20 protein-coding genes and 1 other RNA gene are annotated in these 19,584 nt (G+C 40.9%); 7 read left to right on the plus strand and 14 right to left on the minus strand.

Annotated features, from left to right (window positions below; translation table 11 throughout):
- Positions 1-27: 27 nt before the first annotated feature.
- Positions 28-951 (minus strand): YafY family protein, encoded by a 924-nt coding sequence (locus MHI58_RS10235; RefSeq protein ID WP_048002888.1) that lies wholly within the window; start codon positions 949-951, stop codon positions 28-30.
- Positions 952-1,069: 118 nt separating this feature from the next.
- Here MHI58_RS10235 and MHI58_RS10240 point away from each other — a divergent pair, with 118 nt between their 5' ends.
- Positions 1,070-1,594 carry a hypothetical protein gene (locus MHI58_RS10240; RefSeq protein WP_025207492.1) on the plus strand — a complete coding sequence of 175 codons (525 nt, stop codon included), beginning with the start codon at positions 1,070-1,072 and terminating at the stop codon, positions 1,592-1,594.
- 35 nt (positions 1,595-1,629) lie between these two features.
- Here the strand turns inward: MHI58_RS10240 and czrA are convergent, their stop codons facing one another.
- Positions 1,630-1,959 (minus strand): Zn(II)-responsive metalloregulatory transcriptional repressor CzrA, encoded by a 330-nt coding sequence (gene czrA / locus MHI58_RS10245; protein ID WP_007500691.1) that lies wholly within the window; start codon positions 1,957-1,959, stop codon positions 1,630-1,632.
- A gap of 187 nt (positions 1,960-2,146) precedes the next feature.
- Here czrA and MHI58_RS10250 point away from each other — a divergent pair, with 187 nt between their 5' ends.
- Both MHI58_RS10250 and MHI58_RS10255 read left to right on the plus strand, forming a co-directional pair.
- The gene (locus tag MHI58_RS10250) at positions 2,147-3,472 is read left to right on the plus strand and encodes an APC family permease (protein ID WP_236809924.1); all 1,326 of its coding nucleotides are present in this window, start codon (positions 2,147-2,149) and stop codon (positions 3,470-3,472) included.
- Between the two features lie 97 nt (positions 3,473-3,569).
- Complete coding sequence (locus tag MHI58_RS10255) at positions 3,570-4,232, plus strand: lysozyme family protein (protein WP_017359484.1); 663 nt, start codon at positions 3,570-3,572, stop codon at positions 4,230-4,232.
- Positions 4,233-4,266: 34 nt separating this feature from the next.
- Here MHI58_RS10255 and prpB read toward each other — a convergent pair whose 3' ends face one another.
- The 4 genes from prpB to MHI58_RS10275 form a co-directional block, all read right to left on the minus strand.
- Positions 4,267-5,184, minus strand: a complete 918-nt coding sequence (gene prpB / locus MHI58_RS10260; protein WP_039963936.1) for a methylisocitrate lyase — start codon at positions 5,182-5,184, stop codon at positions 4,267-4,269.
- Positions 5,185-5,196: 12 nt separating this feature from the next.
- Positions 5,197-6,633 (minus strand): bifunctional 2-methylcitrate dehydratase/aconitate hydratase, encoded by a 1,437-nt coding sequence (locus MHI58_RS10265; RefSeq protein ID WP_045034989.1) that lies wholly within the window; start codon positions 6,631-6,633, stop codon positions 5,197-5,199.
- Positions 6,634-6,635: 2 nt separating this feature from the next.
- A complete protein-coding gene (gene mmgD, locus MHI58_RS10270; protein WP_045034990.1) occupies positions 6,636-7,778 on the minus strand; it encodes a citrate synthase in 1,143 nt (380 codons plus the stop codon).
- A 167-nt stretch (positions 7,779-7,945) separates the two neighbouring features.
- A complete protein-coding gene (locus tag MHI58_RS10275) occupies positions 7,946-8,485 on the minus strand; it encodes a DUF420 domain-containing protein (RefSeq protein WP_045034991.1) in 540 nt (179 codons plus the stop codon).
- Positions 8,486-8,689: 204 nt separating this feature from the next.
- On the opposite strand from MHI58_RS10275, the gene MHI58_RS10280 reads away from it, so the two are divergent.
- On the plus strand, positions 8,690-9,196 hold the full coding sequence (locus MHI58_RS10280) for a GNAT family N-acetyltransferase (RefSeq protein ID WP_008346514.1): 507 nt from the start codon (positions 8,690-8,692) through the stop codon (positions 9,194-9,196).
- A gap of 152 nt (positions 9,197-9,348) precedes the next feature.
- Here the strand turns inward: MHI58_RS10280 and MHI58_RS10285 are convergent, their stop codons facing one another.
- From MHI58_RS10285 to MHI58_RS10320, 8 genes are all read right to left on the minus strand, one after another.
- Entirely contained in the window at positions 9,349-10,140 is a 792-nt protein-coding gene (locus tag MHI58_RS10285; protein ID WP_007500712.1) for a LysM peptidoglycan-binding and 3D domain-containing protein, read from the minus strand.
- A gap of 256 nt (positions 10,141-10,396) precedes the next feature.
- Positions 10,397-12,178, minus strand: a complete 1,782-nt coding sequence (recQ, locus tag MHI58_RS10290; protein WP_041507083.1) for a DNA helicase RecQ — start codon at positions 12,176-12,178, stop codon at positions 10,397-10,399.
- Positions 12,179-12,313: 135 nt separating this feature from the next.
- Positions 12,314-12,499, minus strand: a non-coding RNA gene (ssrS, locus tag MHI58_RS10295) — 6S RNA.
- Positions 12,500-12,632: 133 nt separating this feature from the next.
- On the minus strand, positions 12,633-13,133 hold the full coding sequence (locus MHI58_RS10300) for a TraR/DksA C4-type zinc finger protein (protein WP_041507082.1): 501 nt from the start codon (positions 13,131-13,133) through the stop codon (positions 12,633-12,635).
- Positions 13,134-13,222: 89 nt separating this feature from the next.
- On the minus strand, positions 13,223-13,870 hold the full coding sequence (locus MHI58_RS10305; RefSeq protein ID WP_024718581.1) for an SDR family oxidoreductase: 648 nt from the start codon (positions 13,868-13,870) through the stop codon (positions 13,223-13,225).
- A 177-nt stretch (positions 13,871-14,047) separates the two neighbouring features.
- The gene (locus MHI58_RS10310; RefSeq protein WP_008346505.1) at positions 14,048-14,389 is read right to left on the minus strand and encodes a PH domain-containing protein; all 342 of its coding nucleotides are present in this window, start codon (positions 14,387-14,389) and stop codon (positions 14,048-14,050) included.
- Between the two features lie 277 nt (positions 14,390-14,666).
- The gene (locus MHI58_RS10315; protein ID WP_017359491.1) at positions 14,667-14,804 is read right to left on the minus strand and encodes a YozQ family protein; all 138 of its coding nucleotides are present in this window, start codon (positions 14,802-14,804) and stop codon (positions 14,667-14,669) included.
- A 49-nt stretch (positions 14,805-14,853) separates the two neighbouring features.
- Complete coding sequence (locus tag MHI58_RS10320) at positions 14,854-15,066, minus strand: DUF6501 family protein (RefSeq protein WP_017367443.1); 213 nt, start codon at positions 15,064-15,066, stop codon at positions 14,854-14,856.
- Between the two features lie 209 nt (positions 15,067-15,275).
- Here MHI58_RS10320 and MHI58_RS10325 point away from each other — a divergent pair, with 209 nt between their 5' ends.
- The 3 genes from MHI58_RS10325 (at position 15,276) to MHI58_RS10335 (ending at position 19,550) form a co-directional block, all read left to right on the plus strand.
- Complete coding sequence (locus MHI58_RS10325; protein WP_017359492.1) at positions 15,276-16,760, plus strand: aldehyde dehydrogenase family protein; 1,485 nt, start codon at positions 15,276-15,278, stop codon at positions 16,758-16,760.
- Between the two features lie 98 nt (positions 16,761-16,858).
- Positions 16,859-18,736, plus strand: a complete 1,878-nt coding sequence (locus MHI58_RS10330) for a prenyltransferase/squalene oxidase repeat-containing protein (protein ID WP_045034992.1) — start codon at positions 16,859-16,861, stop codon at positions 18,734-18,736.
- Positions 18,729-19,550, plus strand: a complete 822-nt coding sequence (locus MHI58_RS10335) for a superoxide dismutase (protein ID WP_024718579.1) — start codon at positions 18,729-18,731, stop codon at positions 19,548-19,550. Before MHI58_RS10330 ends, MHI58_RS10335 begins: the two co-directional genes overlap by 8 nt.
- Positions 19,551-19,584 lie beyond the last annotated feature (34 nt).

Consider the following 19,584-nt stretch of genomic DNA (forward strand, 5'->3'; position numbering starts at 1 on the left):
TATAAAAAGAAACCTGACAACATTGTGTCAAGTTTCTTTTGGTTTTTGAAATTGTTTCAACTTTAGATCAAATGCTTCCCGAACGGATAGCGGAGAGACAATCTCGACATCTGGCCCTAAATAAAAAAGAAAGCTATATAACCAATCATCCTGAGGCAAAGTGATTGTGGCAAGATACGTACCATCTGCACATACGGTGAATTCATTTTCATCTATCCATTCCTTCACTTTACCAACAGAATCTTCAGTCAACCTGAGCGTTAGTGTACTGACGGAAGGTTCTTCGTGCCAAGAATCATTCCAAGGCTTGTCTTCATTTTTTATTCGTTTAGGAAGAAAAGATACTGAATGCGTGATAAGGTCTGACATTCTTTTGAGTTTAAACAGACGAAACGCTTTTTTCACGCAGCAATACGCATACAAATACCAGTGTCTTCCTTTTAAGACAAGTGTATAAGGCTCTACTTTTCTAGGAAGTGTTTCGCCTTTTGCATTGCGATAGGTGAACTGGATATATTGATGCGCTGAGGCAGCGGTATGAATGAGCTGGAGCTTCTTTTCTAAGTAGCTGTCTTTCCCCCAAGAGCTTAAATCAATAAAGACATGTTGCTGTTTCTCATTTTGAGGCGGGATCAGGGATTTCATTTTCTTTAGTACATGTTCACTTTCTTTAAAGGTGTATGCACTCGTAATGCTTTCAAGAGCTGTTAAAATCAGTTCAATATCATCATCGGTGAATAATTTTTTCTCTAGACGATAGTCGTCAACGAGTGAAATTCCACCCCCTGCGCCTTGTTTTGTGACAACTGGAATCCCCGCTTGATTAATCGTATCAATGTCACGGTATATGGTTCTTACGCTCACTTCATGTAGTTCAGCGAGGTCTTTCGCCTGTACTTGCCGTTTGCTAATCAGTATCATCACAATGGACAAAATGCGATCGATTTTCATGACTTTTCCTCTTTTTCATAAATATAGGTTTTGATTTGATAAAAAAAGAAAGAATGGTAATGATAAGTAACAGCCAGCATTCGTTTACATCCCTGCCTGTGCAGGAGGAGGTTGCATCATGACACATCACGTATGGCAGTTGTTCATGATCGGGATCGTCATGCTCGTCTGGATCATCATTCGAATGAATCGAATGAGACGCTATCAGCTTGTGCGCCCGGTAAATCTTTTCATGAGAATGTATGTATTTAGTCTCACTGCCCTTATTCTCTTATCAGAAGGATGGCAAAATCACAGTATTTTTATCTATGCCGTCATTGGCATGATCTTCGGGAGCAGTCTCGCCATTCACGCCTATCAGACGATTCAGATGAAATTAGAAAATGGCCGGCTGTATATGAAAACAAGTAAATGGATTGAAAGCTTTATTTTATGTTTGTTTTTATCTAGGCTTGCATTTAAATCGGTCAATCTGACAACACATGCGATCACCAAAATGGATATCGTTGAATTGTATCAGCATATTGTCAGCGATGATGCGCTGACAATACTCAGCTTTTTCCTTCTAGCGGCTTACTATATTGTGTTTTCTTATCAAATGATGAAAGCAAATAAACGATCAACCCAAGTACATCATGCATAAAAAACCTTCCTATATAAAAGTAGGAAGGTTTTTTCTCAATCATGCTGTGCATGGTGTATCATTTGTTCAAGCACTTCCATCACATGCTGATCTTCAGGACTGTAAAAAATCGAGGTCCCTGCTCGTCTAGATTTCACGAGACGAAGATTTTTTAAAAAGCGCAGCTGATGAGATACGGTTGATTGCATAAGGTTTAGTGTTTCTGCTATATCATTTACTGAATGTTCACCTTGAGACAGCAAATGCAGAATACGAATACGCGTCGGATCAGATAAGGCTTTAAATGTTTGGGAGACAAGAAATAGACTTTCTTCGTCCAGCTCCATCCGTTCCTGTTCTTGATTTGTATTCAGTTCTTCCTTCATTTCGCTTCACCTTTCTTGTCAGTCAACTCACGACTTATTCTATGTATCATCATATACCAAAACGTGTAGCATGCAAAGCTTCCACACCTTTTGAAAAAAGATTTATTCAAATAGCATTGACACGTGGTAGCATTCTTTTTAAAATGAGCATTATTTATTCATTTTTTTAGAGGAGCTGATAGGCAAATTGACTGAAGAGCCAAGACTAAAACGCAGCCTGACTGTTTTTCCACTTGTTGTGATCGGGCTTGCTTATATGGACCCACTTGTCGTATTTGATTCATACGGCATTGTTGCTCAGCTGACGAAAGGACACGTTGCTGCAGCTTATATCTTTACTTTACTGGCATTACTATTGACAGCGCTTAGCTATGGGAATATGGTGAAGGCTTTTCCAAAAGCAGGATCTGCATATACATACGCGCAAAAAAGTATTCATCCTCACGTCGGCTTCCTTGTAGGCTGGACACTATTGCTGGACTATTTATTTTTGCCTATGGTGAATTTTGCAATCGGAAGTGCATATTTAACCGCAGCCTTTCCTGATGTACCTCATTACATTTGGATCATCATACTTGCTATCGCCATAACGACTGTCAATGTAATCGGTATACGTCTTACAGCCAACATTACAGCGCTATTTGTGACCTTTCAGGTGATTGTCGCTGTGACATTTGTTGGGTTTATTGTTTATGGGCTCACGCAGAATGCAGGCACGGGAGAGTTACTGTCAACCCGTCCGTTTTATTCAGCGAGCTTAGATCCCGCCCTTATTTTTTCCGGCGCAACGATTTTATGTTTTTCTTTTCTAGGATTTGATGCGATTTCGACCATGTCTGAGGAAACAATTAAACCAAAAAGAACGATTCCTCTCGCCATATTTTTAACGGTCGCTATTGGAGGTGTGCTGTTTACCCTCACCTCTTATTTTTTACAGCAGGTGTTTCCAAATTTCCAACAGTTCAAGCATCCAGATGCGGCATCACTTGAAATTGCAGAATTTGTGGGCGGCGCGTTTCTCCACTCATTCTTTTTAGCCGGCACCATGGTCGCTGTCATCTCTTCCTCCCTATCATCACATGCGAGTGCCGCAAGACTCTTGTATGCGATGGGAAGAGATCAATCATTACCAAAGCGATTCTTCGGTTACATTCACCCAACATTGAAAACGCCTGTATTTAATATTTTATTAATTGGTGTTTTTTCGTTAACCGCAGTTGTTGGTGAGCTTGAGGTCATTTACTCGTTTATCAGCTTCGGAGCATTAATTGGATTTACGTTTGTTAACTTGTCAGTTTTCGCTTACTATTTCATCAAACAAAAACAAAGAGGTGTATTAAACACACTGAGGTATGCCATCATCCCTCTTTGCGGAACGGCTTTTTGTATTTGGCTCTTAACAAGCATCAGTACAAATGCATTAATCATCGGCATGGTGTGGCTCATGATCGGTTTTGTTTATTTCTGCTATAGACTGAAAACAAGAACAGAATTTACGTTTGGCTATGATTGAATATAAGGTTTTCACTTGGTATCCTGTGCAGGATATGGCATAATATAAAGGCTGTACTTCCCTTTTAAAAGCGGGGCAAAACAGGGGTGAACTGACCTTGAAAAAGAAAAAAACAGGATGTTTTGCCATTTCAGGCTGTTTCACGATTTTTCTGTTTGTTTGCGTATTAGCGGCCATTGTCATTTCCTTTAATCAAAAGGAGTTAAAAAAGCTGCCGATTGATACGGAATCAATTGTTTTGTCGAGACTGGATGATTACAAACCGCTTGTAGAAACAGAGTTAAGAGATCAAGATTTAGATCAATATACCGCGTTAATTCTCGGTATGATGTATCAGGAATCAAAAGGCAGAGGCGGAGATCCAATGCAGTCCTCTGAATCTCTTGGTTTGAAACGAAATGAAATCAATGACCCTCAGAAAAGCATTAAACAAGGAGTCCATCATTTTTCAACCATGTACAAGCATGGGAAGAAAAAAGGCGTTGATTTGGAAACCATTATTCAAAGCTATAACATGGGAATCGGCTATATTGATTTTGTTGCAAAAAACGGGGGAAAACATTCCGAAAAATTGGCAAAGCAATACTCCAAAAAGCAAGTGAAGCGAAACCCTGAAGTCTATACATGCGGGGGCGACAAAGATAACTTCCGCTATCCGTATTGCTACGGTGATTTCACTTATGCTGAAAAAGTAAAAGAAAAAACGAAAACAGTTGAAGAAAAGATGAAATTGGCTTCATCATCCACACCATCATCGTAAAAAAAGCACTTCCGTTTAGGAAGTGCTTTTCATTTTATGAATGCTCTTTCCCGATTTCCGGCAGGATCGTCTTGGCTAAATGCTGATCCATTTCTTCATATTCATCATAATGAATCGTTTCATATAGCTCCTTTCTCGTTTGCATGTCCTCCAGCATCCCCTGCTGCGTCCCCTTTTCCTTAATCTCTGTAAATAAACGCTCATACGCTTTTGCAGCAACTCTCAGGGATGACACTGGATAAATCACCATTTGAAAGCCAAACATAGAAAATTCGTCTGCATGATAATAAGGTGTTTTTCCAAACTCCGTCATGTTTGCAAGAAGCGGCCCTTTTATATTATTTGAAGCATACGTGAAATCTTCTGCTGTGATCAGCGCTTCAGGAAAAATGGCATCTGCTCCTGCTTCTAGATAGAGATTCGCCCGGTGAATGACATCCTCCATCCCGTTTACTGACTTCGCATCTGTTCTTGCGATGACGAGAAGTGTAGGTGCCGCTTGTTTGATCGCTTTGATTTTCGCCATCATGTCTTCTACAGAAACGAGTGATTTTCCGTTTAAATGTCCGCATTTCTTCGGCATTTGCTGATCTTCAATTTGAACAGCCGCTACCTTGCTCTCAACCATTTCTTTTGCTGCCCTGGCTGCATTTAATACCCCGCCATAGCCAGTATCCATATCAACTAAAAGAGGCAGCTGAGAAGCTCGAATGATTTCCTTTGCCTTTTCCGCCATTTCAGTGGAATGAATCATACCGAGGTCAGGAAGCCCTTTGCTTGCGCAAAAAGCGGCACCCGATAAATAAAGCCCTTGAAATCCCATTTTCCTCGCATAGAGCGCAGACATTCCATCGTGAACGCCTGGAATTTGAAATAAAGCGGATTTGTGCATTTGCTCTTTAAAAGCTGCGGCTAAGTCAGCTTGATTTACTTCATCATTCACGATCCACACACTAGCTCCCCCTTATATGACAAATAAATCCATAAATGCTGGTACTGTCGTTGTTTTTAATTGATTTGGATTTTGGCAAAGTGAAACAATTTGATCGACTTGTTTTTGTGGAAATCTCGTTTTCAAATGATATGCCCATTTCTTTTCAAGCAGCGGGATCCCTTCCTGCCTTCTTCTGCGATGACCAAGCGGATATTCAATTTCAATTCGATCTGTCATCGTTCCGTCTTTAAAGAAGATTTGAACACAGTTTGCAATTGATCTCTTTTTCGGATCTAAATAGTCTTCTGTATACCGTTTATCTTCTTTGACGATCATTTGATCACGCAAACGGTCAATGAGCGGATTCTGCGCCGTCTCTTCTTCATAATGATCAGCAGTCAGCTCACCATAGATTAACCCAATGGCCGTAATATACTGCAAGCAATGGTCACGGTCTGCCGGGTTGTAAAGCGGTCCTTTTTTATCAATAATTCGAATGGCTGATTCATGTGTCGTAATCTCAATCCTGTCAATCTCATCTAAACGGTCTTTTACCGCGTCATGTAGAATGACAGCGGCCTCAGCGGCAGTTTGCGCATGAAATTCTGCTGGATAGGCAATTTTAAAGAGTACATTTTCGATCACATATGACCCGAGCGGCTGGGCAAGTGTGAGTGGTTTTCCTTTCATTAACACATCTTCAAATCCCCACTTTTCTGCACTGAGGGGCGTCTGATAGCCCATTTCTCCTTTCAATGTCATCATCGCTAGTCTCACTGCACGGCTTGTGGCATCCCCTGCTGCCCACGATTTCCTTGATCCTGTGTTCGGGGCATGCCGGTACGTTCTAAGCGGTGAATTATCCACAAATGCTTGTGATAACACATGCTGCACATCTTCTTTCGTTCCGCCAAGCATTGCACAAACGACTGCACTTGATGCCACCTTGACAAAAAGAACATGATCCAAGCCATTTCGATTCAAACAATTTTCTAAAGCAAGCACACCTTGTATTTCATGTGCCTTTACAATCGCATGCAGTACGTCATTCATCGAAAGCGGTTCTTCTCCGTTTGCAAGCCTCGTTCTGCTGATATAATCGCTTACAGCCAATATCCCGCCCAGGTTATCTGATGGATGGCCCCACTCCTGTGCAAGCCACGTGTCATTATAATCTAACCAGCGGATCATACATCCTATATTAAACGCCGCTTGAACAGGATCTAATACAAATGAAGTGCCGGGCACTCTTGCTCCGTTAGGGACAACAGTTTCAGGTACGATGGGTCCAAGATGCTTCGCGCATTCTGGAAAGTTGAGCGCCAGCATTCCGCAGCCGAGTGTATCCATGAGTACATACCGAGCTGTTTCAATGGCCTCTTTGCTCGTAATTTCTCCATCCACGGCATAGGCTGCGATGTCTTCTAATAGTTGATCTGTTTGATTGGCTACTGCTGTTTTATTCATATTCATTCCCCCGTTTTTCCATCATCATTTGTGACTTTTAATCCTCTTGGTCCTAAATACCGTACTCTCGGTCTAAAAATCCGATTGTGTGAATGCTGCTCGATGACATGCGCTGCTAATCCGCTTGCTCTCGCAGCAAAGAAAATCGGTGTATAAAGTGAAATAGGAATGCCGAGCACGTAATAAATAGGTGCTGCGTAATAATCAAGGTTTGGATAGAGGTTTTTCTTTTCTTTCATGTATGCCTCGCCTGCGACGCACATGTCATACAGCGTCGTGTCTCCTTTTGATTCGGTAAGCGTTTTCAACGATCGTTTTAAAAGAGCCGCTCTTGGGTCCATTTTTCTCATATATACCCGGTGTCCAAAGCCCATCATTTTTTCTTTTGCGGCTAATTTACGTTCGATGAGCGCAAGGAAACCTTCTGTTGTTTTGCCTTCGAGCAGCATGTGCATGACTGCTTCGTTTGCGCCTCCGTGTAAGTCACCTTTTAATGAAGAAATCGCTCCAGTAAAAGCACCATACATGTCAGAATGAGTAGATGCAATGACTCTTGCTGCAAATGTTGAATTCGGCAGCTCATGCTCACTATAAAGCGTGAGTGTTTGGTCAAATGCTTTGATTTCGTCTTGTGCCGGAGTGCGGCCTGTTAACATCGCTAGAAAGTTTTCAGTGTAGGATTTGGTCTGGTCTGGAGTAGGTGTGGTGTCTTGTGTGAGAATATGATAGCTTCCCGCAACAATCGCTGGCAGCTGGCCAAGTAATCGAACGGCACGCGCTTGTTGGCATGCTTCTGATCGATCATTCAGTTGTTCATCGTACCCTGCAAGAGCTGATAAACACGTTCTCATGGCATCCATTGGGTGAGTGGTTTTTGGCAGTTTTGTCAAAATGGTTTGAATGGTTGGATGTAAGCTTGTTTGTGAGGAAATATCTTGCTGAAATTGGTGATATTCCATTGCATCTGGTAATCTTCCATAAATGAGCAGATAGGCTGTTTCTAAGTACGTCTTGCTTTGTGCCAGCTCGATGAGGTCATAACCGCGAATCACAATTTCTTCTTGCTGGACATCTAGGAACGAAATTGACGTTTCGCTTGCCACAATGTCTTCAAGACCCGGTTTGTACTGCAATTGTTCAGTCATCATATAACCCCCGTTTCGTTCAATTGTGTTCTCCAAACGAGCAAACGGCCAGACATGATGTGATTCTATAGGTGGGAAGATACCGTGCAAGTCGGATACCCAATTCCCATTTTATCCAAAGCACTTCATCTTGTAAATAAAAGAACGTATGCCCAGATGGACATACGTTAGCTGTAGTATGGAGAAATCATGATATATACGATGACACCTGTTAGACTGACATAGAGCCAAAGAGGCATGGTCCATCTGGCAATTTTACGATGACGTTCGACTTGCATTTGTGCGCCTCTAAAGAGAGTGATCAGTGCAAGCGGTACAATGACGGCAGATAAGACGATATGTGTGATGAGAATAAAGAAGTAAATCGGACGAATGATTCCTTCTCCCCCGAAGTGTGTATCAGCTGCCATTGAATGATACGTCACATACGAAATTAAAAAGACAAGTGTTGTTGAAAAAGCCGCAAAGATAAATCGTCTATGGGCTTTAATGTTCTTTTGTTTAATCATAATGAGCGCTGAAAGTAAAAAGATAAACGTAAAACTGTTCATCACGGCATTCAGTAACGGCAGAAATGTAATATCCAGATGACTAAATTTATCTGTTTTTGGCATGAAAAATAATAAAGCAATTAAGCCGTTTATGGCAATTGTTAAAAAGACAACCATGCCGGTGAAATTTTTCGGTTTTTGATTCTGTTCGTTCATGTTTGAAAACCTCTCTTTATTAGTTCCGACTAAGAGTATGTTATTTAACTTTCTCTCTAAAGTCAATGAATTCGCTGTCTTCGTCGAATTTTAGACAAACTTGCCGATTGCCTGCCTTCTAGCGGCTTGAAAGATCCACTCACTTCCTTTAGAATGGGAATTTGTGTGGTTTTTATCAACTCTTCTATGAAAGGAGCAATAGACTTGTCAATCTTACAGGAAACAACAAAAGATGTGAAGACATTAGAGCAAGAATTACAGCAGTTGCAGTTCCAAATGTATCGAATGCAAGAAAATATAAAAGATATTTCAAAAAAAGCAAAGATTATTGGCATTGATCAAGCGAAGGAAGATGAATGGATGATCGTCTCTGCAATTGAGAATGCAGATACGTGCAAAATCATGTTAAGCGATTGTGAAAAAGCTTTTCGCGGACAATCTGATTTTTCCTTGATCGCGGAATATCCTGAAGAAGGAAAGATTCACATTGCCGATATTAAAGGCCCGCCTGATAATGGCTATGGATCCATCTGTATGAAGCATTTAAAAGAAATCGCAAGAGAGCAAAACATTCCAGTCATTACTGGGGATCTCGTCAAAAGAGATTGGAACCATGTGGACCGCCTGATTCATTTTTATGAAAAACACCATTTTGATGTCCAAATTAATTGGAAAGAGCAAAGCGGAGAAATTTATTGGGTGGACAGCTAACGACACAAAAACCAGCGTTGAGATGAGCTTATACGCTGGTTTTTGTCGAAAATGCAAATTTTTCAGAAAAATATGTGTATTTCCGGCCAAAAAAAGGTATAATAAAAGCATCAGGCCGCCACCTGATGCTTTCTTCCAAAAACAATAGACTACTAGTTAAGTACTTTCACTTTGACTGATTTTACGCCCCAATTTTTAGCTTGGGATTTGCTTGGTACGTGTACATCAATTTTGTTACCTTTAATTGCGCCGCCAGTATCTGCTGCGATGGCTTCACCGTAGCCTTCAACATAAACCTTACTTCCTAATGGAATGACATTAGGATCTACTGCGATTACTTTTGCATTTGGGTTTTTGTTTAAGTTTACCCCTGTTGCAGTGATACCTGAGATGCCACCATCATTTGCTGTATAAGCCGTAGCCGTTACAGTCATTTCTTTTTGAACACTTTGACTAGCAGAAGATGATTCTGCTTTAGCTGTTTCCTTTTTAGGAGCAGCTTTTTTCGTTGTTTGCTCTTTTTGGACAGGTGCCTGTTTTTGAACAGGTTCTGAGCTTACCGGAGCTGAGCTTTGACCAGCAACACTTAATGTTGAACCAATCATAATTATATCTGAGTTTAAGTTATTCCAAGACTTAATATCGCTAATTGACACATTGAATTTTTGAGCGATTTTCCAGAGGCTGTCCCCCTTCTGGACTTTGTACTGCTCCTGAGTTTTCTCTTTTGAAGAGATTGTCAATTTATCTCCTACATAGATCATGTCTGTAGATAAATTGTTCCAACCCTTTAGGTCCTTTAGAGACACATCATTTTTTTGAGAGATTCCCCAAAGTGTATCACCTTTCTGTACAGTGATTTCCTTTGCAGAAGCTTGCTGTGCTCCTAATGCTGTTGTTGAGATTGCTGCAACAGCAACCAAGGACATAATAGTCTTCTTCATAAAGTAAATCCTCCCTTGTTAGCTTTTTATGGCGGCTAACGAGTGCTATCGTAACATATGTAAATGTCATTTCAATAACAAAACGATATGTTTTAGATTACAGTTCCTTTACATGAAACATCTCTCTCCATTGGTAAATCAGCCCACTAAATGGCTCAATTCCGCATCATATCAAGGTTTTGTAGGGATGGAAATCATCATGATGAAAACGCGTCCAAGTGAAACGAAAAAAATTTATTTTCCTTCTTCAAACTCTTTATTTTTTCTCTTTTTCTATAAATAAACGAATTTCTTCTAAAAAAACATCTCCATATTTCTCTCTTTTTTGTGCACCGACACCTTTAATATTTAAAAGTTCTTCTTCTGTTTTAGGCTCTACTGCTGACATTTCCTTCAATGTTTGATCAGAAAAGACAACAAATGGCGGAACGCCCTGCTCTCTTGCCAACTTCATTCTGACCATTCTTAACTGCTCAAATAATGCATCATTTTCTTGAATAGCCTCTGCCTTTATCGCCTGCTTTTTATAGACGGTCTCCTGCCCCACTAGCACTTTCTTTCCTTTTTGTGTCACTTTTAGTGTTGGAAAAGCTCCTTCAGACATGTGTAAATACTCTTCCGTAATTAAAAATTCAATGAAATCACTGATATGTTGGGCTGAATGCTGTTTCATTAAAGCATAAGTAGGAAGCCGGTCGAAACCAAAATCAAGCACTTTTTTATTTTTAGAGCCGGCTAATACTTGAGCAATCATCATTTTTCCGAATCGTTCGTTCATTCTAACGGTACACGACAAAACCATTTGTGCTTCTCTCGTGACGTCTTCACGCTCTCTCTCGTCTAGACAGTTGCTGCATTTTTGACAAGGGGCACTTGATGATTGGTCAAAGTAATCCATCACAAATTGCTGAAGGCACTGTTCCGTATGACAGTAGTCTACCATTTGTCTCAACTTGAGCAATTCATGCTGATACCGCAATTCATCTTCTGTTGATTGTTCAATGAGAAAGCGCTGCACGCGTACGCCTTGCGGTGAAAACAGTAAAATGCATTCACTTTCAAGCCCGTCTCTCCCGGCACGTCCTGCTTCTTGGTAGTAACTTTCAATATCTCTTGGAATTTGATGATGAATGACAAAACGTACATTAGACTTATTAATCCCCATACCGAATGCAGATGTAGCTACCATTACTTGAATATCATCATTTAAAAAAAGATTTTGCTGTTCTTCTCTCACTTCATCATCTAATCCTCCGTGATAAACACCCGCTTTGATCTTTTGCTTTTTTAGACGATGATAAATTTGATCTGCTTCTTTTCGTGTGGCTGTATAAATAATGCCTGACTCAAGACTGTTTTTCTTCATATATTGTGTGATGAATTGGTCGCTGTTTTGCCCTTTCACCACTTGAAAAGACAAATTTTCTCTAGCAAAACCAGTAAAGATTGTTTCTTCTTCGTCCATGCCAAGTTGCTCACATATATCCTGTTGGACCTTCTTTGTAGCAGTGGCTGTTAATGCTACAATAACAGGCCTTTTTGAAAGCTTGTTTACACATTCTTGTATAAAGCGATAGCTCGGTCTAAAATCATGTCCCCACTCAGATATACAGTGCGCTTCATCAATAGCCATTAAAGGAATCGTCAATCGATCAAGCAGCTGAAAAAAACGTTCATTTTGTAAGCGTTCAGGGGTGATATAAAGCAAATCATACTCCCCATGTTCACATTTTTTCAGCCTTGTATTCATTTCACCTGCTGAAAGTGTACTATTTAAAAAGGACGATCGTATTCCCATCTCATTTAACGCATCAACCTGATCTTTCATTAAAGAAATTAGCGGAGATACAACGATTGTCGTTCCTTCCATCATAAGGGCAGGAATCTGGTAGCAAACCGATTTCCCTCCGCCTGTCGGCATAATGCAGACCGTATCCTTCCGTTTATTCACAATCGATTCAATGGCTTGTTTTTGTCCTTGTCTAAAAGCATCAAAGCCATAATATTGTTTAAGAAGTGCTTCTGCTTGTTGTAACATCCAATTCCCTCTCCGTCGTTTGTTTTGTCTATTTTAACATACATTTGTACATCCACATTCGGTCTGTTCAAAATCGTATTTCGGACAAAATAAAAAGCCATTTTCCAAAAATGGAAAATGGCTTGAATCATCCTAGGAAAAGCTGCGGATGCCGTAATCTAAGTAAGAAAGTTTTAAACCACCACTCCTCAAAGTGGGTGTTTGCAGAAACGTTCCTGTCTTCCTCTCGAAGGAGGCGTGACATTCCGGCTTCAATATAAAACTCCCTATTACAGCTTAAAGGTTAAAACTTAATTAACATTACGCGCATCGCAGCCTTTAAACTATACTACACGAAAGTTTATTAAATTTCAAGATATGTTTTTTCTAAAAAAATACTCATGTATACAAGATTTTTGTCCATGTAGACGTGGGAAAACATTATGTTGAGAAAACATAAATGCCTCTCATCATGTTATTTTTCCTCATCTACATCAACATCTTGCTCTTCTTCTAGCCTTTCATACGTATCTGAATGTAATTGATCCATTGTTTCTCTATTTGTTAAATCACGCATTTGCTCAGAAAACGAACGGTCAAATTCATTTGGATCTTGATTGGTTTCTTCATTTATTTTTGCATCAATTGAATAACGAGTATAGGGTACTGCTTTCAAACGTTCATATGGAATGTCTTTTCCTGTTTTTTCACAAATTCCATATGTTCCGTCTTCCATCCGCTTAAGCGCTGCATCAATTTCACCTTCGAGCTGATCATCGACTTGATCCAGCGTCTGTTCGGTCATGCGATCTAAATAGATGCTTCCGTGATCTGCGATATGGTTTCCAACACCATTTGAAATCTCATTCGATTCGACCAGCATGGATTCTTCTTTCTTTTTTGATCCTTTCACATCTTCTTTTAATTGAATAAGTCTTTCATATAAATCAGCTTTTTGCTCTTTCGTTAAGCTCACGGTCAATCACTCCTTTCTCTTTACCTTCCCGCTCCATGTGAAATGAAAACATCAAAAAAGCCGCCACCTTTGGCAGCAGCTTTCTTCATTTAAAGATTACGAAGTGCTTCTTCTACTGGTATATCACCTTTGATTAAGTCAAAGGCTTTATTTTTCACATTGGATTCCGTTAAGCTTTCCACTAAGACAGTGGCTACATCTTCTCTTGAAATCTCAATGTCACGATCGTCTGGAATATGAGCAGCCGCTTCTATTTTCCCTGTCTTCTCCTCATGCAGCAGTGCTCCTGGCCGCACAATGGTGTAAGAAAGACCAGACTGTTTTAAATGTTCATCGGCTTTTCTTTTCGCTTCATAATAAAGCTCCATACTGCCTTGTCCTTTTCCTTGATGAGGATCGTCGGCATTATAAGAACTCAGCATCACAAAATGCTGAATATTTTCTTTTTTGGCTGTATCAACGAGGCGTTTTGCTCCCTCTTGATCAACAGCGATGGTTTTATCTGCACCTGTTTTTGAGCCTGAACCAGCTGCAAAGATGACAGCTTCTGCTTGCTTCACAGCATCTGTCACATCCTTTTCAAGATCACCGATGACAGGCGCTGCACCAAGTTCTTTTAGCGCATCTGCTTGTTTTTCATCTCGAATGAGAGCAAGCGGCTCATGTCCTTTTTCTTTTAAATATCGAATGACAAGTCTCCCTGTATGTCCGTTTGCTCCAGCAACCAATACTTTCATTGTTCATTCTCCTTTCTGTATCTGTTTCATCTTTATCCTTTTTTGATGTGATTCAAACACACGAATAGAAAAAAGCCTTCCCCACTGTGATGGGAAAAGCTCAAGGGATATGCGATAGATAAAAATAAGAACAAAGAATGAGAAAAGTGCATGTGATCTATGTAATCGCATCGTTGATCAGCAAAGATGTTTTGTTAAAATGGCCTGCACGTCACTCAAATCGGTATCTTTAGAAAAATCGAGTTCAAATACTTTTGAGCTTGTAACAAGCAGCATACCAGTGTCCTGATCAAACACGCCAGCTTCTTGAATGGCAAAACTTTCAATTGATCGATACGGCAAGGAGACCCTGACTTTCTTTTTAGAAAATACGCGGTTATCGCCAAAGATCAGTCGTTTATTGGTGAAACAAATTTGGTCGTGACGCAGTCTGTAAACAGCCTCAATTCTTTCTCCTTCAATTAATAAGGATTCGAATTTTTTATGATCATTTTGTTTACTGACAGAAAAAATACCCACGTAAACCCCCTCTTCCTGCATCAAATTCCTTTATGACAAAACGGCCACACGGCTCTGTGGGTACGTTTTATTCTCACTTATAGAATACGCTATAAATCGTCGTTATTCCATTACGAATAGATTAAATTTCATTTAACTTTTTCTTTTTGATCCGATGCTCTTTCCTCTACTTATTTAGACTGTTAAAGCAGGAAAAAAGTTTCATTTTTTTTCAAGAAATCATTCGTTATGGGACCATAAAAAAACAGTGATTATGTAAAATCACTGTTTTAAATGACTATTCATCTTTCGGGGTATCAATCGTTCCTTCGGCATACACATCAGAAATTTGCTCAAGTGTAATCGCCATATCAGCATCTTCATTGTCATGCCAAGCATTTTGATGTTTCTGCTCTTCTTGCTGCTGCTTTTTCATCATCATCACCCTTTACTGTTTTTCTTAGTATGAGTGATGACCATCAAAATCATTCAGCAGAATTGTCTTCGAAATACTCTTTGTAATACCCGCCTACTTTACCCGTATTATCAACGACAAAGAGAAATTCCTCTGTTTCATTTTTCACATCATATGTGTGTCCAACCGTTAATGCCCGGTCAACCATATATTTTTTCGCATTTGTATGTACACATTTTACTTGTTTTACCGTTTCAGCCGTTTGCCAGTTTTGATGGATCATGATTTAAAAACTCCTTTTTTCATCGATACATTTATTGTAGCCAATTTTTCGTGAAATGCAATGAGTGTTATCGATTGCTTTCAAAGATGTCGTGTAATATGATAAATGTATACGTTTACATGAGTGTGCGTATACAAATGGCTTCATGTCCACTTTTTCCACCTAGAACTCGCAGAACAACCCATATCTTTAAGGAGGTTTGTTTATTTATGAGCTCTACAACACTTCAAATCAGTTCAAAACTCGAATCTTTTCTCCAAGGGACGAAAAAACTCTACATTAACGGTCAGTTTGTCACAAGTCATGATAACAAAACATTCTCTACGCCTAACCCTGCCACAGGAGAAACCCTTATTGATGTATATGAAGCAGGTGCAGCCGACATTGATGAGGCAGTAAAAGCTGCTAAAAAGGCGTTCCATGGACCTTGGCGTTCTATGTCTGCAGCCGAACGTGCCCGCTTGATGTTTAAGCTGGCAGATTTAATGGAAGAACATCAAGAAGAACTGGCTCAGCTGGAAACACTTGATAATGGAAAACCAATTAATGAAACAACCAATGCGGATATCCCTCTTGCCATTGAGCACATGCGCTATTATGCAGGGTGGACCACAAAAATGACTGGACAAACCCTTCCTGTCAGCCAGGGATATTTTAATTATACTCGCCATGAGCCTGTTGGCGTTGTGGGACAAATCATTCCTTGGAACTTCCCGCTGCTCATGGCCATGTGGAAAATGGGTGCTGCACTAGCAACTGGCTGCACCATCGTATTAAAGCCAGCTGAACAAACGCCACTATCTGCTTTATATTTAGCTGAATTAGTGGATAAAGCCGGATTCCCAGAAGGCGTGATTAACATCGTTCCTGGATTCGGTGAAACAGCCGGTGAAGCATTAACCGATCACCCTGATGTCAATAAGCTGGCTTTCACTGGATCAACAAGTGTTGGGAAATTGATCATGGAGAAAGCAGCCAAATCCATCAAGCGTGTTACTTTAGAGCTTGGCGGAAAATCGCCGAATATTATTTTACCAGATGCCGATTTAAAGAAAGCCATTCCAGGTGCATTAAACGGCGTGATGTTTAACCAAGGTCAAGTGTGCTGTGCAGGATCAAGGGTCTTTGTGCACCGCAGCCAATATGATGAAGTCGTCGATCAAATGGCTAAATATGCGACATCATTAAAACAAGGAGCTGGTCTTCATCATGATACCCAGATTGGGCCTCTAGTGAGTAAAGAGCAGCATGAACGTGTGTTAGGTTATATCGAAAAAGGGAAGTCAGAAGGTGCAACAGCCGTAGTCGGTGGTGACTGCCCTTATGAAGCAGGCTATTTCGTCTCCCCTACTGTCTTTAGAGATGTAGAAGATGAAATGACAATCGCAAAAGAAGAGATCTTCGGGCCAGTTCTATCTGCGATTCCTTACGATTCCATTGATGAAGTGGTCGAACGGGCCAATCAATCTGACTATGGGTTAGCGGCAGGACTTTGGACAGAAAACTTAAAGCATGCTCACGATATCGCTGCACGCCTAGAAGCAGGAACCATTTGGGTCAACTGCTATAATGTCTTTGATGCCGCCTCCCCGTTTGGCGGATATAAACAGTCAGGCCTTGGCAGAGAAATGGGATCATATGCCCTTAACAACTATACAGAAGTCAAAAGCGTGTGGATTAATCTGCAAGACTAATCACGCTAAAGCCGGTGACGATGTCATCGGCTTTTTTTGTGCTGGCATGTGACAGGCCGACTCCTGAATATAGTGATAAAGGAAAGGAGCATGGCCGAATGCAAGATTTTAAAACGAGAGTCAACGAATATATCGATGAACTGCACATGCAGGTAGAACGCAGACAAAGAGAAGATGGCGCATTTATTTTCTGCTTTGAAGGACCTATGATGACAAATGCTTTTTTCATTATGCTGTTAAAAGCCGTTGGTGACCCTGATCAGCAATTGATCCATCAATTGGCCGAAGCAATACATGCCAAACAAAATGAAGATGGTTCCTTTTCTTTGTATCATGACCAGTCGGGACATCTCACAGCTACAGTACAAGGTTATTGCGGCATGCTCGCATCTGGCAGATTTCAAAAAGACGAGCCCCATATGGAAAAAGCAGCACAATATATTCGCTCAAAAGGTGGCCTAAAGAACGTTCATTTTATGACAAAGTGGATGCTTGCCGTAAATGGCATGCACCCTTGGCCCTACTTCTATGCACCTCTTTCTCTTTTACTCATCCCTACGTCTTTTCCACTGCACTTCTACCACCTTAGTGCCTATGCAAGGATTCATTTTGTACCCATGATGATCGCACTGAACAAACGGTACACCTCTCATGCTGCGTTTCCATCATTAGCCCATCTTGATGAAAACATGTCTAAAAATCCATTTGACTGGTTTATGGCAAGAGAAGAACGTTCGACTGATCACTTCCTCATGTATATGCGGTCATATACAGCCCTCGACAGCCGGCTCGACTTTTTCGGATATGAAGCGGCAAAGCGATACATGTTTGACCGTCTTGAAAAAGATGGGACGCTGTACAGTTACTTAAGTGCAACCATCTTTATGGTCTATGCCCTCATGAGCCTTGGGTACTCCCCTGGACATCATCTCATCCAAAAAGCAGTCAGAGGTATGAAAAAGCTCGTCACCTCCTGTCAAGGCAAGATATATGCTGAGAATTCCACCTCGACTGTGTGGGATACAGCGCTTGTCAGTTACGCTTCTCAAAGAGCAGGAAGAAAACGAGAAGATCCCATGATCATGAATTCCTTCACCTATTTGCTGGACCGGCAGCAAATGAAGAAAGCGGATTGGGCAGTTCATAACCGTCATGCTGCTCCCGGGGGCTTTGGTTTCTCACATATCAATACGAATAATCCTGATTGTGATGACACGCAAATTGTGTTAAAAGCGATCCCAAAAGAATACGCTCCACTTCAGTGGAAACGAGGATATAACTGGCTTCTCTCCATGCAAAACCGTGATGGCGGCTTTTCTGCTTTTGAAAAAAATCAAGATCACTTTCTGCTTCGTCACCTTCCGCTTGAATCTGCGGAGGATGCGGCGATTGATCCGTCAACTCCTGATATTACTGGTCGTGTGCTCCATTTGATTGGTTTAGAAGAAAAAGATACTGCTTCACCCTCGATTCTCAGGCAAAAAGATCGATGTGTAAAATGGCTCATTGACCACCAAGAGAAAAACGGATCATGGTTTGGCAGATGGGGTGTTTGTTATATTTATGGAACTTGGGCAGCGTTAACAGGACTGAAAGCGGCCGGCGTTCCCTCCTCACACCCTGCTGTGCAAAAAGCGTGCCGTTTTCTAAAGCAGATTCAGCTTGAAGATGGCAGTTTCGGAGAATCGTGTAAAAGTGCAGAACTGAAAACCTATGTCCCGCTTCCCTTTGGCACAGTGGTTCAAACCGCATGGGCGACCGAGGCGCTCCTCCAATATGAGAAAGCAAATAACGCAGCCATTTTGAAAGCTGTCTCCTTTTTAGTGAACCATCACCATACTGAAGAAGCCATGTACTATCCAGTCGGCATTGGACTGCCAAAACAATTTTACATCACCTATCATAGCTACCCATTTGTGTTTCCGATGATGGCTTGTTCTACATTTTTAGACGAAATGAGGCGTATACATGAATAAAGAAGAATATCGCTCACAGCTCAAAGAGTGGCTTAGCACGATTCAACATGTGTTGCAAGATGATAAAATTCATCAAAAAGTGGAAAATTTACGGCTCAAAATGGAGGATGATCATTCGAGTGAACAAGAATGGTACGAACTAGCCGAAAGGATTGCAGAAGACATGCAGCCACACGAAGAAGTGCGCGATGTAGCAGCTGGAAATCATCAGTTACCACCACTGCCTTATCGGTATGACGCGCTCGAACCTTATATTTCAAAAGAAATTATGTACTTGCACCATCAAAAGCATCATCAAACTTATGTTAATGGTCTAAATCAAGCTGAACTTGCGCTAAAAAAAGCAAGAAGAACCAACGACTTTACGATGATCAAGCATTGGGAACGTGAACTTGCCTTTCATGGGGCAGGACATTATTTACATTGTATCTTTTGGTTTTCAATGAGTCCTTCAGGAAAAAGAAAACCTACTGGTCAAATGCTTCGTCTCATTGATCAATCATTTGGCAGCTATGAGGCGTTCAAGTCACATTTTTCAGCTGCTGCCAAACAAGTAGAAGGTGTCGGATGGGCGATCCTTGTATGGTCCCCGCGATCTCAGCGTTTAGACATTTTACAAGCAGAGCGCCATCAGTTCCTCTCGCAATGGGACATCATCCCCCTTCTTGCTCTTGATGTGTGGGAGCATGCCTATTACCTCCAATATCGAAATGAAAAGGCGCAATATGTAGACCAGTGGTGGAATGTCGTTGACTGGCGTGAGCCAGAAGCAAGACTAAAACAGGCTCAACAAGTGAAATGGACACCTTTTTGATCGCATACTCCACATAGTTCATATACTATGTGGT

This window comes from Bacillus sp. FSL K6-2869 (assembly GCF_040869405.1).
Classification (GTDB): Bacteria; Bacillota; Bacilli; order Bacillales; family Bacillaceae; genus Bacillus; species Bacillus altitudinis.